This is a genomic window from Cytobacillus firmus (assembly GCF_023612095.1).
Classification (GTDB): domain Bacteria; phylum Bacillota; class Bacilli; order Bacillales; family Cytobacillaceae; genus Cytobacillus.
In genome coordinates, this window is sequence record NZ_CP086235.1 from 145,001 (window position 1) to 158,094 (window position 13,094).

General features: G+C 45.7%; 13 protein-coding genes, 1 tRNA gene, 1 rRNA gene, 1 other RNA gene, 1 pseudogene and 1 other annotated feature (1 of these 18 cut by a window edge). Of the genes and pseudogenes, 4 read left to right on the forward strand and 13 right to left on the reverse strand.

The window, feature by feature from the left end; translation table 11 throughout:
* The 8 genes from LLY41_RS00800 to tadA form a co-directional block, all read right to left on the reverse strand.
* A 16S ribosomal RNA gene (locus LLY41_RS00800) occupies positions 1–47 on the reverse strand; it reaches 1,502 nt to the left of the window's first position.
* Positions 48–326: 279 nt separating this feature from the next.
* A complete protein-coding gene (locus LLY41_RS00805) occupies positions 327–590 on the reverse strand; it encodes a pro-sigmaK processing inhibitor BofA family protein (protein ID WP_035333490.1) in 264 nt (87 codons plus the stop codon).
* Positions 591–696: 106 nt separating this feature from the next.
* Complete coding sequence (locus LLY41_RS00810) at positions 697–915, reverse strand: YaaL family protein (protein WP_095246241.1); 219 nt, start codon at positions 913–915, stop codon at positions 697–699.
* A 17-nt stretch (positions 916–932) separates the two neighbouring features.
* On the reverse strand, positions 933–1,529 hold the full coding sequence (recR, locus tag LLY41_RS00815; protein WP_095246242.1) for a recombination mediator RecR: 597 nt from the start codon (positions 1,527–1,529) through the stop codon (positions 933–935).
* A gap of 126 nt (positions 1,530–1,655) precedes the next feature.
* Positions 1,656–1,976 carry a YbaB/EbfC family nucleoid-associated protein gene (locus tag LLY41_RS00820; RefSeq protein ID WP_095246243.1) on the reverse strand — a complete coding sequence of 107 codons (321 nt, stop codon included), beginning with the start codon at positions 1,974–1,976 and terminating at the stop codon, positions 1,656–1,658.
* Between the two features lie 22 nt (positions 1,977–1,998).
* Positions 1,999–3,696 carry a DNA polymerase III subunit gamma/tau gene (gene dnaX, locus LLY41_RS00825; RefSeq protein WP_095246244.1) on the reverse strand — a complete coding sequence of 566 codons (1,698 nt, stop codon included), beginning with the start codon at positions 3,694–3,696 and terminating at the stop codon, positions 1,999–2,001.
* A 135-nt stretch (positions 3,697–3,831) separates the two neighbouring features.
* Positions 3,832–4,096: signal recognition particle sRNA large type (ffs, locus tag LLY41_RS00830), an RNA gene on the reverse strand.
* Positions 4,097–4,175: 79 nt separating this feature from the next.
* Positions 4,176–4,712: a tRNA adenosine(34) deaminase TadA gene (tadA, locus tag LLY41_RS00835; protein WP_218831311.1), complete on the reverse strand. Its 537-nt coding sequence runs from the start codon at positions 4,710–4,712 to the stop codon at positions 4,176–4,178.
* Positions 4,713–4,788: 76 nt separating this feature from the next.
* Here tadA and LLY41_RS00840 point away from each other — a divergent pair, with 76 nt between their 5' ends.
* The 4 genes from LLY41_RS00840 to LLY41_RS00855 all read left to right on the forward strand — a co-directional run bounded on the left by LLY41_RS00840 (position 4,789) and on the right by LLY41_RS00855 (position 8,193).
* Positions 4,789–5,364, forward strand: a complete 576-nt coding sequence (locus LLY41_RS00840) for a cysteine hydrolase family protein (RefSeq protein ID WP_304586671.1) — start codon at positions 4,789–4,791, stop codon at positions 5,362–5,364.
* A 46-nt stretch (positions 5,365–5,410) separates the two neighbouring features.
* Positions 5,411–6,697 (forward strand): glycoside hydrolase family 18 protein, encoded by a 1,287-nt coding sequence (locus LLY41_RS00845; protein ID WP_304586672.1) that lies wholly within the window; start codon positions 5,411–5,413, stop codon positions 6,695–6,697.
* Positions 6,698–6,886: 189 nt separating this feature from the next.
* Positions 6,887–7,528, forward strand: a complete 642-nt coding sequence (locus LLY41_RS00850) for a deoxynucleoside kinase (RefSeq protein WP_095246247.1) — start codon at positions 6,887–6,889, stop codon at positions 7,526–7,528.
* Positions 7,525–8,193, forward strand: coding sequence for a deoxynucleoside kinase (locus tag LLY41_RS00855; protein WP_035333477.1), 669 nt, complete (start codon positions 7,525–7,527; stop codon positions 8,191–8,193). The genes LLY41_RS00850 and LLY41_RS00855 overlap by 4 nt, the downstream gene beginning before the upstream one ends.
* A gap of 107 nt (positions 8,194–8,300) precedes the next feature.
* On the opposite strand, the gene LLY41_RS00860 is transcribed toward LLY41_RS00855, so the two are convergent.
* The 5 genes and pseudogenes from LLY41_RS00860 to LLY41_RS00880 form a co-directional block, all read right to left on the reverse strand.
* Positions 8,301–8,393, reverse strand: a tRNA-Ser gene (locus tag LLY41_RS00860).
* Between the two features lie 96 nt (positions 8,394–8,489).
* A pseudogene (gene serS, locus LLY41_RS00865) lies at positions 8,490–9,766 on the reverse strand (serine--tRNA ligase).
* Between the two features lie 50 nt (positions 9,767–9,816).
* Positions 9,817–10,041 (reverse strand) — a binding site (T-box leader).
* 61 nt (positions 10,042–10,102) lie between these two features.
* Positions 10,103–10,690, reverse strand: coding sequence for a pyridoxal 5'-phosphate synthase glutaminase subunit PdxT (gene pdxT / locus LLY41_RS00870; RefSeq protein WP_095246250.1), 588 nt, complete (start codon positions 10,688–10,690; stop codon positions 10,103–10,105).
* Positions 10,691–10,701: 11 nt separating this feature from the next.
* Positions 10,702–11,583 (reverse strand): pyridoxal 5'-phosphate synthase lyase subunit PdxS, encoded by an 882-nt coding sequence (gene pdxS, locus LLY41_RS00875; RefSeq protein WP_035333469.1) that lies wholly within the window; start codon positions 11,581–11,583, stop codon positions 10,702–10,704.
* Positions 11,584–11,744: 161 nt separating this feature from the next.
* On the reverse strand, positions 11,745–13,049 hold the full coding sequence (locus tag LLY41_RS00880; RefSeq protein WP_286137559.1) for a D-alanyl-D-alanine carboxypeptidase family protein: 1,305 nt from the start codon (positions 13,047–13,049) through the stop codon (positions 11,745–11,747).
* Positions 13,050–13,094: the final 45 nt, after the last annotated feature.

Consider the following 13,094-nt stretch of genomic DNA (forward strand, 5'->3'; position numbering starts at 1 on the left):
GCACGCCGCCAGCGTTCGTCCTGAGCCAGGATCAAACTCTCCATATAAGAGTTGATTAAGCTCGAGTTGTCTTTTCAAAAAAGACTAATGTTTTAAACGTTGACGTATTGTTCGTTCAGTTTTCAAAGATCAATCCGCCGCTCAGAAGCGACTTTATTAATATATCATTTTCACGATTCAATGTCAACATCTTTTTTTGTAAGTTGTTTTTTCATTGCGTCGTGGTGACGACCTTTAATATAATATCACCATCCACAAGAACTGTCAACAGAAATACTAAAAATGATTTAAAAACAAAAACAGCCGCTTCAGAACGGCTGTGAAAGTTAAATAATCCATGTCTGTATAGCAACAAGGGCAAACAATCCGGGAATGCCAAGGAATCCGGAAATGGCCGAAGTGGCAAGGTTTATAGGAACATGAATGCCAATCTGATTCCCAAATGCATTTAAGAAGAATAATAAGAGTGCACCTATGATCAGTTTAATGGCTCCCTGCCCTATGAATCTTACCGGTTTTACCGGGGCTCCTATAAATAGAAGCAATAAAATTAATCCTCCCAGAATGGAGATCACTACGATAGGATCCAAAAGAAAAATCCTCCTCTCAGGAAACTTGTACTACTAATTTATGATTAGTGTGTACAAAAAAGACCTTAGAGGAGGACAAGGATTTTTTTCCCGCTAAATAAATTACTTACATTCTCACTTTAACATTTCTCTTTTTAGCTTCCCTGAATAGAAAAAAGTATTTCGCTTCGGCCAGTTTTGCCTGGCTGATTGCCTCCGGGGAGGGGTCAAAGCTTTTTTCCACCAGTGATTTCTGGTTGTTCCAATCTGTTCTCAATCTGTTCAGCTGCTCCAGAAGCTTTTCATCAAACTCGCTGCGAAGCCACTTTTTCCTGCGAAAAAACATATATTCCGCCTCCGTGCTTAAACTTCTCTTCTTCCCTCTAACGCTTTTGAGAGCGTTACTTCATCCGCATACTCCAGGTCTCCGCCTACCGGCAGGCCATGGGCGATCCGGGTAGCTTTTATGCCGGATGGCTTGATCAGGCGGGAGATGTACATGGCTGTAGCTTCCCCTTCAATATTCGGATTAGTGGCAAGAATAATCTCCTGGACCGTCTCATCCTGAAGTCTTTTCAGTAAGTCAGGAATATTGATATCTTCAGGCCCAATCCCATCCATCGGAGAAATCGCTCCCTGGAGAACATGATACAGCCCGTTGTATTCCTTCATCTTTTCCATGGCAATCACGTCTTTCGGATCCTGGACCACACAGATGACGGACCTGTCGCGTCTCTGATCCTCACATATATAACAGGGATCCTGGTCCGTAATATGGCCGCAGACAGAGCAGTAAGATAAATTTCTTTTCGCATTGACCAGTGCCTTCGCAAAATCCAGCACAGTATCTTCCTTCATGCTTAAAACAAAAAACGCCAGACGCGCAGCCGTTTTCGGGCCGATTCCGGGCAACTTCATAAAGCTGTCAATCAGCTTGGATATCGGTTCAGGATAATGCATGTATGTTTCCTCCTATATGAAAAGGAAAAGCGCCGCGATCATGATGGCCTGATGGATATCCCATCAGGCTATGTTCGCTGGCGCCCGGCCTGTCTGTGCTTTTAAGCACTCCTTCAGGATGTTTGATTACATTCCCGGCAGGTTCATTCCTTTAGTAAATTGGCCCATCGTATCGTTTGTTAAATCTTCTGCTTTTTTCAGTGCATCGTTAGTTGCAGCCAGGACAAGGTCCTGAAGCATTTCGATATCTTCCGGATCTACAACTTCCTCTTTAATGTTTACTTCTAAAACTTGTTTATGTCCGGATACAACAACAGTCACCATTCCGCCGCCGGCTGTTCCTTCAATTCTTTTTTCGCCTAGCTCTTCCTGTGCCTGAGCCATCTTCTTTTGCATTTTCTGCATTTGCTTCATCATATTTTGCATATTTCCCATTCCACCGCGCATTTTACATACCTCCAACTAGTTTCTATTCTTTAATTTCAATTAGTTCAGCGCCAAATAACTTGACTGCCTCAGCCACATGAGGCTCTTCCTCATTTCCGCCGAAGCCTCCGCCAGACTCATCTCCGTCACGCTGGCTGCGCAGGAAATCCTCCCTGACACTTTGCCATTGTTCATCCGGAATGCCGACCAGCTGCAATCTCTTTCCTAAAAGCTCAAACAGGATATTCCCCAAAGTATCCAGGAATTTCGCATTATCCATGGCCATCTGACAATGAATTTCATATTTGAATTTTACGATAAGAGCTGTTTCCGATGCGGCTACAGGCTCTGCTTCATTGAGAAGGGCTGCCTGGGAGCGCATCTGGTTTTGAACAAGCAGGTTCAGCATCTCTCCCCAGCGGCTCTTTACAGCCACCAGATCGTTTTTCGTAGCCTGCTTCAGTACTTCATTCACTTTCCCTACTGGCGCCTGGAACCCTTTGCGTGAACTTCTCTGCGGCTTTTTCTGTACAGCAGGAGCCCCATCATCTTTCACCGCTATGCCATTTTTCTTTAATTCAGCCAGCTCGTGCTGCAGCTGTTCGATTTGCTGCATCAAGGGCTTGATGTCTGCAGCCTGTCCTGGTCTCTCCCGCTGTTCAAGCTGGCACAGCTTCACAATCGCCACTTCCAGGAATATTCGCGGATGGTTGGTCCATCTCATTTCCTGCTGGGCCTTGTTCAGTACCTCAATCAGCTCATAAAGCTCTTCAGGTTCCACTTCCCCGGCAAGCTGCTGAAAGTCCTCATCGAGCATAACCCGTTCAAGAGATTCCTCCAGCCTTGGAGCCGCTTTATATAAGAGCATGTCCCGGTAATACAGGATAAAGTCCTCTATAAAACGGGATGGATCTTTCCCCTGAAAAAGGAGCTCCTCCAGAAATTCCAGCCCGGATGCTGCATCCCGGTCTTTAACCGCTCTTGCCAGTTTATTTAAAAACCCCTGCGACACTGCACCTGTTACAGACAGGGCATCTTCAACTGTAACGCGATCCTGGCTGAAGGAGATCGCCTGATCAAGCAGGCTGAGCGCATCACGCATACCGCCTTCTGCGGCTCTTGCGATGATCTGCAGGGCCTGCTCTTCATACGCTGCATCTGTTTCATCCGCAATCAGCTTCATTCTTCCTGTTATCGCCTGAGCCGTAATCCGTTTGAAATCGAATCGCTGGCAGCGGGAAATAATCGTCAGGGGAATTTTATGAGGCTCGGTTGTGGCTAAAATAAAAATAACATGCTTAGGCGGCTCTTCAAGCGTTTTTAACAGCGCATTGAAGGCTCCAATGGAAAGCATATGCACCTCATCAACGATGTAAACCTTATATTTCACAGCGTTCGGAGCATATTTCACTTTGTCCCTGATATCCCTGATTTCTTCTACACCGTTATTGGATGCAGCATCGATTTCAATGACATCAGGAATTGATCCGTCTGTAATCCCTCTGCAGGCCGAACACTCATTGCATGGTTCAGTGACAGGTGCCTTCTCACAGTTAACAGCCTTTGCAAGTATTTTTGCCGCACTCGTTTTACCGGTTCCACGGGGACCGGAAAACAAATAGGCGTGTGATATCTTCTCCTGAAGCAGGGCGTTTTGCAAAGTCTTTGTCACATGTTCCTGCCCGACAACATCGATGAACTGCTGCGGGCGCCAAACACGATATAAAGCTTGATAACTCACTGACACGCCCCCTTCCTATGTATAGTCCTTCATCTATTATAACGTATCTAATTTCCTTTTTACAAAACCTAGAGCAAAAAATGCAACAAAAAACCCACCCCGCAAAAGGATGAGTTTTATTTACAATATAAACTGCCGTGCACCTTCCGTCGACTGGCGCCCATAGGCGTTACTTAAGCAGTTAGCTCGGCCCAGGCAACCCTGCGGCACATGGGAGCGTCCACTTAATGCTGCTTCCTTCCGGACCTGACATGATTCATGGATTCCCATTGCGCAGGACCCGGGCGTCAACACCACTTACTTAAGGCAGGCCCTACAGGACACCAGCCTCGGGAAGGGATTCAGCCTCGCTAGAGCGGATTGCGAGTACAGGGCACCGCTACCTCCCCGCCTAGCACGGCAAAGTTGATACCATATTAAGGTGCGTCTTTGTCCGACGCATTTATAAGTATACTAATAATCAGAGGAAAAAGCAATGCCTAACCATTGTCAATTCCTGTATCGTGTTCCATCTGCAGCAATTGCCTTCTCTTCTTCTCTTCTTTCTTGCGCTTTCGCAAGTTCCGGAAAAAACTTGAAAGCATCTCGCCGCATTCTTCTTCAAGCACCCCCGCGACGACTTCACTCTGGTGATTGAACCGCTCATCCTGCAAGAGGTTCATGAGCGTTCCGGCACAGCCGCCTTTCGGATCCGCGGCTCCATACACCACCTTTTGGATGCGCGACAGAATGATGGATCCCGAACACATCGGACAGGGCTCCAAAGTTACATAGAGGACGGCATTCTCCAGCCGCCAGGTTCCGAGTTTCTTGCATGCCTGATCAATGGCCAGGAGCTCTGCATGCGCAATCGCAGTCTGATTCACTTCTCTCAGATTATGGGCACGGGCAATAATCTCCCCGTCCAGAACAATGACTGCGCCAATTGGAACCTCCTCCAGGCCTTCAGCAAGCTTAGCTTCCTTAATAGCCTCCCGCATATACAATTCATCTTCAGTGAATGATTCCTGAATCAAATATCTTCATTCCTTCTCTTAACATCTGTGTAAAAGCGGCCCCTTTTACGAAAAATACTCTTAAAGGAGCGATTCGATGGAAAATCCGCAAGTCTATAAACCGGCTCTTATCATTATTGACATGATTAACGACTTTCAATTTCACCATGGCAAAATCCTTGCTGAAAAAGCTTTGAATATCACTAAGCCCATCAATGAGCTAAAGACCGCATTCCATGAAAAGGGTCTCCCGGTCATTTGCGTGAATGATCATTATAACCTCTGGAAGGCTGATCTCGATACGATTATGAATCATTGCCGCAATCCTGTCAGTGAGCGTATCCTTCATGAAATACACCCGTCGCCGGATGATTATTTTTTAATAAAGCCAAAGCATTCCGCTTTTTACGGGACTGCCTTAAATACTCTCCTGCACCAGCTCGGTGTCAATTTGCTTGTCATGACCGGAATCGCAGGCAATATCTGTGTCCTGTTTTCAGCCAATGATGCTTATATGAGAGAATACCAACTGCATATACCGCATGACTGCACCGCTTCCAACGATGACCATGATAATGCAAATGCCTTAAAGATGATGGAAAACGTATTAAAAGCCAATATATCTTCCTTCTCTGAAAACAATTATAACATTTCTTCCCTGTTTCCTTCATAAAATGGCAGTAGTGTTTTAAGATGTGTTTTTCAGGGAGGGAGATAGATTGCAGATTCATGTTGTCCAGCAAAACCAGTCTTTGTTCGGCATTGCTCAGGCATATGGAACGACAGTTGAAGATCTCGTTGAAGCAAATGAAATTCCCAATCCAAATAATCTCGTGATCGGCCAGACACTGGTTATTCCGATAATAGGAAGCTTTTATTGGGTGCAGCCCGGTGACAGTCTTTACTCGATTTCAAGAAGGTTCGGCATTTCCTATCAGCAGCTGGCATCAGTCAATGGCATTTCAGTAAGCCAGCCGCTTCAGGTGGGGTTCCGCCTTTATATCCCGGCCCGCCCGAAAACGAAAGCAGAATTCAATGCCTATGTGGAGCCAAGAGGCAATACAGTCGCCCCTGAGCTGGAGGAAAGCGCAAGAGAAGCCGCTCCTTATCTGACCTATCTGGCGCCGTTCAGTTTCCAGGCTCTCCGCGATGGCTCTTTGAAGGAGCCGCTTCTGAATGATTTCCCAGCTATTGCAAGAGCCAATAATAATGTACTGATGATGGTGATCACCAATCAGGAAAACGATCAGTTCAATGACGAACTCGCCAGAATACTGTTAAATGATATGGCGATCCAGAACAAATTTCTGGATAACATTACAGCTACAGCCAAAAAATACGGCTTCAAGGATATTCATTTTGATTTTGAGTTTCTGCGTCCGGCTGACCGGGAAGCCTATAACAATTTTCTCAGAAAAGCAAAGGCAAGATTCAGGCAGGAAGGCTGGCTGATTTCCACCGCATTGGCCCCGAAAACCAGCGCCGGGCAGGAAGGGCTCTGGTATGAAGGACATGATTATAAAGCCCACGGGGAGATTGTTGATTTTGTCGTCATCATGACCTATGAATGGGGCTACAGCGGCGGTCCGGCTATGGCCGTTTCACCGATCGGCCCAGTGAGGCAGGTATTGGAATATGCGATCAGTGAAATGCCATCTTCTAAAATCATGATGGGCCAGAACTTGTATGGCTATGACTGGACGCTTCCATTTGTTCAGGGCACCACCGCAAAAGCCGTCAGTCCGCAGCAGGCCATACAGATCGCAGCGGAAAATAATGTGGCCATTCAATATGACTACAAAGCACAGGCCCCATTTTTCAACTACACAGCACCTGACGGGAAAAGGCATGAAGTCTGGTTTGAGGATGCCCGCTCCATCCAGGCGAAATTCGACTTAATCAAAGAACTGAAGCTGCGGGGCATGAGCTACTGGAAGCTCGGCCTGTCTTTCCCGCAAAATTGGCTTCTGATTACGGAAAACTTCAATGTGACGAAAAGAGCATGATGACTCAGCAGCTGCCCTTTACAGGCAGCTTTTTTATTTTTCAGATAATACGCTCTTAATTTCTTATTTCCAGCTGAAATTCCATATCCCTTCCACTCCATACTGTGATAAAATAAGCTTTGTGTCATTTTGGAACGTACCTATAAATGGTTTCTATAGATAAATAAGCAATGCAGGAGGACGATCACTATGGGGGGAATACCTTTTATTACAGTAGAGGGGCCGATTGGCGTTGGGAAAACATCTCTCGCTAAAGCAATTTCTGAGAAACTTCAGTATGCCTTACTAAAAGAGATTGTTGATGAAAATCCTTTTTTGGGAAAATTCTATGAAAACATTGAAGAATGGAGCTTTCAGACTGAAATGTTTTTCCTCTGCAACCGCTACAAACAGCTGGTTGATATCAACAATCACTACCTGGCTCAACATAAGCCTGTTGTGGCTGATTATCATATTTTCAAGAATCTGATCTTTGCGCAGCGCACACTGAATCAGACTGAATATCAGAAGTATTTGAAGATCTACGACATTCTGACGGGTGATATGCCAAAGCCGAATGTCATCATCTATCTGAATGCCAGCCTTGAAACACTGCTCGACCGAATCGAGCTGAGAGGCCGTGAAATTGAAAAGAACATCAGTCCGTTATATCTCGAGCAATTATCCCTTGATTATGAAACGGCTATGAATGAGTTCGAAAGGCAGCACCCGGATATTCCGGTCATCCGCTTTAACGGGGATCAGCTGGATTTTGTTAAAAATGAAGCAGACTTAATGCATATATTCGATACCTTATCGACATCATTAAAAAAGAGGAGTATACACTTATGAATCTAAGGCAGAAATATGAGATTCCTTCGAACGCCGTCATTACCATTGCCGGAACCGTTGGAGTCGGAAAATCAACAATGACCAATGCGCTTGCGGATGCCCTGGGGTTCCGAACCTCTTTCGAAAAGGTTGATACAAATCCTTACCTTGATAAGTTCTATGCAGATTTCAACCGCTGGAGCTTTCACCTGCAGGTTTACTTCCTGGCTGAACGCTTCAAGGATCAGAAGCGCATTTTCGAATATGGCGGCGGCTTTGTTCAGGACCGCTCCATTTATGAAGACACCGGCATCTTTGCCAAAATGCATTATGAAAAAGGGACGATGTCCAAGGTCGATTATGAAACCTACACCAGTTTATTTGATGCAATGGTGATGACACCATACTTCCCGCACCCTGATTTGCTTATTTACCTGGAAGGCTCGCTTGATGACATTCTTTCCCGCATCCAGGAGCGCGGCCGTCCGATGGAGCAGCAGACGCCGATTTCCTACTGGGAAGAAATGCACCAGCGTTATGAAAATTGGATTAACAGCTTTAACGCATGCCCGGTCCTGCGCTTGAATATCAATGATTATGACATCATTCAGAATGAGCAATCCATTGAGCCGATTGTGGAGCGCATTTCTTACTTCCTAAGACAAACGCAATTATTGAAAAAATAACCGCCATTATCGGCGGTTTTTTCTTTGAACGCACAAAAAAGCCGCTGATGCGATCAGCGGCTTTATGTATCTCCAATATTTATGCGCGTGTTAGATGTCAATTAAAATGGAGGAGGAAAGGGGATTCGAACCCCTGCGCGGTTTGACCCGCCTGTCGGTTTTCAAGACCGATCCCTTCAGCCGGACTTGGGTATTCCTCCGTATCGACAAGAAATACTATATCATCCCTTAAAAAAGATGTCAACATTATTTTTATAAAAAAATAGAGCGGAAAAATTCCGCTCCGAGATTTCTCATTAAGGCTTAATAACTTCCCGATTGCCCATATACGGACGAAGTACTTCCGGAATGATAACACTTCCGTCAGCCTGCTGGTAATTTTCCAGGATGGCTGCCACCGTGCGGCCGATCGCAAGGCCGGATCCATTCAAGGTGTGCACATGCTCCGGCTTGCCCTTTGCCTCGCGGCGGAAGCGGATATTCGCACGTCTTGCCTGGAATCCTTCGAAGTTACTGCAAGAAGAGATTTCTCTGTACGTGTTATAGCTTGGGATCCAAACCTCGATATCGTATTTCTTTGCAGCTGTGAATCCAAGATCGCCTGTGCACATACTCATCACACGGTATGGCAGGCCAAGCAGCTGAAGGACTTTTTCTGCGTGTCCAGTCAGTTTTTCAAGCTCATCATAAGACTCTTCAGGCTTCACAAACTTCACAAGCTCTACCTTGTTGAACTGATGCTGGCGGATCAGCCCGCGTGTATCACGGCCGGCAGACCCTGCTTCAGAACGGAAGCATGCACTGAATGCCGCATAGTTAATCGGAAGCTCATCTGCATTCAGAATTTCTTCCCTGTGCATATTGGTGACAGGCACCTCGGCAGTTGGAATCAGGAAGTAATCCTCGCTTTCAATCAGGAACGCATCTTCTTCAAATTTCGGAAGCTGTCCTGTTCCTGTCATGCTTGCACGGTTGACCATGTACGGAGGAAGAACTTCCTTATAGCCATGTTCGTCTGTGTGCAAATCAAGCATGAAGTTGAAAAGTGCACGCTCAAGGCGGGCTCCAAGACCCTTATAGAAGACAAAGCGGCTGCCTGTTACTTTGCTGGCACGCTCGAAATCAAGCAGGTCAAGATCTGTTGCTACATCCCAGTGCGGCTTTGGTTCGAAATCGAAGTCACGGACTTCCCCCATTTGCGGACTTCCACATTATCGTCTTCGGTTTCACCGACAGGCACGCTTTCATGCGGAATGTTCGGGATGCTCAGCAGCAACTGGTCCAATTCTTCCTCGACCGTGCGGAGCTCCTCATCCAATGCTTTAATTTTGTCGCCAACCTCTCTCATTTCTGTGATTAAATGGTCTGCATCCTGCTTTTCGCGCTTCAAGGCTGCAACCTGCTGGGATACCTCATTCCTTTTGCTCTTCAGCTGTTCCGCTTCTACAATCAATTCACGTCTTTTCACATCCAGATCCTCGAATTTTCCGAGATCCGTCAAATCCTCGCCGCGGTTCTGAAGCTTGTTTTTCACTTCTTCAAAATTGGCTCTCAAAAATTTAATGTCCAGCATTTTTTTACCTCCTGAAAAATAATTTAGAACACAAAAAACTCCCGTCCCCAAAAAGGGACGAGAGTTACCCGCGTTGCCACCCTAGTTGAAAGCATAAGCTTTCCACCTTAAATCCATAACGGTTTTAACCGAAAGCATTTACTTTTCCCGGAAAATACCGGGTGTTCCATGCTTTGCTCGAGGATGGATTCACAGGGTTTATTCACCGGTTCACACCAGCCACCGGCTCTCTACAGAACAAAGTTCCTGTTACTAGTTCCTCTCATTGCTTTTCAGCTATAAGAATTTTGTAATTCATAATGTACTACAATTATGTTCCATTTGCAACCAAAATATTCAAATTGCTAATTGCTTGGACTCTTTAATCATTTCAACAAAATAGCCTGTCAGGCGATGGTCTTCTGTCAGTTCCGGATGGAAGGAGCACCCGAGGAATCTGCCTTCGCGCGCGGCCACAATCCGGCCATTGTGCTTGGCTAGGATTTCAACATTTTCTCCCGCCTCGACAATATGCGGCGCACGAATAAAGACGGCCGCAAAGTCTTCTGCCACTCCGGCAATATCCAGATCAGCCTCAAAGCTTTCACGCTGGCGGCCGAATGAATTTCTTTCCACCCGGACATCCATTACACCAATATGAGGTTCATCATAGCCAATAATGTGTTTTGCAAGGAGAATCAGCCCGGCACATGTACCGAACATCGGCTTTCCTGATTGGGCAAACTCCTTAAGGCTGTCCATAAAATCATATTTATCAATGAGGCGTCTCATGGTCGTGCTCTCGCCGCCAGGCAGGATCAGCCCGTCCACCTCATCAAGCTGCTCTTTGCGTTTGATGACCACAGCTTCTGCGCCACATGCTTCTACCGATAGCACATGCTCTCTGACAGCACCCTGCAGCCCTAATACTCCAACCTTTATCATATCTATTCTCCTTACCAGCCGCGCTCCTGCATACGAGCTTCAGGAGCCAATGAAGAAATTTCGATTCCCTTCATCGGTGTGCCAAGTTCTTTTGAAAGTTCAGCAATTAGTTTGTAGTCCTGATAATGTGTAGTTGCTTCCACAATCGCACGTGCAAATTTCGCAGGGTTTTCAGATTTGAAGATACCTGAACCTACGAACACACCGTCAGCACCAAGCTCCATCATTAGAGCTGCATCTGCAGGTGTTGCAACGCCGCCTGCTGCGAAGTTTACGACTGGAAGGCGTCCAAGGCTCTTGATTTCCAAAAGAAGCTCATATGGCGCTCCCAAAAGCTTAGCTTCTGTCATTAACTCATCTTCATTCATGCCGACAACCTTGCGCACCTGTGCATTCACCTTGCGGATATGGCGCACAGCTTCAACAATGTTTCCAGTCCCAGGCTCACCCTTTGTGCGAAGCATGGAAGCACCTTCGCCAATACGGCGTGCTGCTTCGCCTAAATCACGGCATCCGCAAACGAATGGAACAGTGTAGTCTCTTTTATTCAAATGGTATTCTTCATCAGCAGGAGTTAAAACTTCACTCTCATCTATGTAATCGACACCCATCGCTTCAAGTATACGAGCTTCTACAATATGGCCGATACGCGCTTTTGCCATTACCGGGATTGAAACTGCACCCATTACTTCTTCCATAATGCGCGGATCTGCCATACGCGCCACCCCGCCGGCTGCACGGATATCAGAAGGAACGCGCTCAAGTGCCATAACTGCTACTGCACCAGCTTCTTCTGCGATTTTTGCCTGCTCAGCGTTAACGACGTCCATAATAACGCCGCCTTTTTGCATTTCTGCCATTCCCCGTTTAACACGATCTGTACCTGTCTTCATGTTTATCCCCCTTCGTAAATACCATCTGCTTTGGATGGGTTAAATATTATGATAAAAATAACTTTTCAAAAAAAGGAAAATAGATTAACTTACTCGGAATTTTCCCTATTGAAAATATGCAATGAAAAAGGGCTCCTGTCAAGACAGGAAAGCCCTTTTTCTTAAAACCAACCTTTTACAGTTGAGGAAACACTACCCCATAGGTCACCAAAGAAACCTCCGATGCTGCGCATAGTCAGCACGAACCAGTTTGCTTTTTCAACACTTTCAGCGGCTACAACATCCACCTGGATATTGCCTTTCCCTTTATCAGACAGGAACTCAAGCTTCCCGTCCTCTTTAGACTCGATCGTTAAGTAGCCGACCTTTTCTCCCTTTTTAATTGGAGCAGTCAATTCACCATTTTCATTTAATTTCTTTTTATCCAGAACAAGAACGGGCTTAAAGTTTTCCTTTTCCCCATTTCTCATAACCATTTCGATGGCATCTTTAGAAGAAATCTTCACTTTATCTTCTTTTCCTTTTGTAACAGGCACTGTTTTCTGGCCTTTCACCTGATGTTTGGCAGGAACGATTTCTTCTTTCGTGAAGTTGGTGAAACCGAAGTTGAACATTTTCTTGGTTTCATCGAATCTGGATTTATAAGTAGCCTGGCCATTCGCTCCTTTAGCGTTCATGACCACACTGATGTAGCGGTTGCCATCTCTCAGGGCTGTACCTGTGAAGCAGTATCCGGCAAAGTCAGTTGTACCTGTTTTAAGGCCATCTGCCCCTTCATAGCCATATACCAGCTCAGGAAGCATCCAGTTCCAGTTTTCCATTTTAATTTCATCATCTGTACCCTCTCTGAAGGTCTTTCTAGGGGTACTTGCCGTTTCCAGCACTTCCGGGAATCGGTTAATCAATTCTTTAGCCAGAATAGCTGTATCTCTTGCTGACATTACGTTTTCTTCCTCAGGGCCGCCTGCTGGAGGGGAACCCTTTAAATCGCGGTTATTCAGGCCGCTGGAATTAACAAATTTATAGTCTTTCAGCCCAAGCTCTGCCGCTTTTTCGTTCATCATTTTAACAAAGTTGGTTTCTGAACCGGCAATCGTTTCTGCAATCGCAATCGTTGCGCCATTCGCAGAGTAGATAGCCATGGCTTCATACAATTCACGGATATTGTATTTGCCGTCCCTTCTTAACGGGACATTCGATAAGGCACGGTCCTGTGAAACTTTCCATACATATTCACTTACTGCGTATTCCTGATCCCACTTCACTTTGCCTTTTTCAACGGCTTCAAGAAGCAGGTATTCTGTCATCATTTTCGTCATACTGGCAATGCCCAGTACTTTATCCGCATTTTTTTGATATAAAATCTTTCCGGTCTCTGCATCTACTAAAATAGCAGCATCGGCATTGATATTTAAAATATCTTCCGCATGTGCTTTATGTATACCAGGTAAAAGACCTAATATCATGACCAAGGCAAGGAATCCAGCGATAGACTTACGGTATAATGTTTT

Coding starts and splice junctions, on each gene's coding strand:
- LLY41_RS00880 (WP_286137559.1), bottom strand. CDS start 13,049: ATGATATTAGGTCTTTTACCTGGTATACATAAAGCACATGCGGAAGAT.
- LLY41_RS00810 (WP_095246241.1), bottom strand. CDS start 915: ATGTTTTTTCGCAGGAAAAAGTGGCTTCGCAGCGAGTTTGATGAAAAG.
- pdxS (WP_035333469.1), bottom strand. CDS start 11,583: ATGAAGACAGGTACAGATCGTGTTAAACGGGGAATGGCAGAAATGCAA.
- LLY41_RS00840 (WP_304586671.1), top strand. CDS start 4,789: ATGGAAAATCCGCAAGTCTATAAACCGGCTCTTATCATTATTGACATG.
- recR (WP_095246242.1), bottom strand. CDS start 1,529: ATGCATTATCCTGAACCGATATCCAAGCTGATTGACAGCTTTATGAAG.
- LLY41_RS00855 (WP_035333477.1), top strand. CDS start 7,525: ATGAATCTAAGGCAGAAATATGAGATTCCTTCGAACGCCGTCATTACC.
- LLY41_RS00850 (WP_095246247.1), top strand. CDS start 6,887: ATGGGGGGAATACCTTTTATTACAGTAGAGGGGCCGATTGGCGTTGGG.
- LLY41_RS00820 (WP_095246243.1), bottom strand. CDS start 1,976: ATGCGCGGTGGAATGGGAAATATGCAAAATATGATGAAGCAAATGCAG.
- pdxT (WP_095246250.1), bottom strand. CDS start 10,690: ATGATAAAGGTTGGAGTATTAGGGCTGCAGGGTGCTGTCAGAGAGCAT.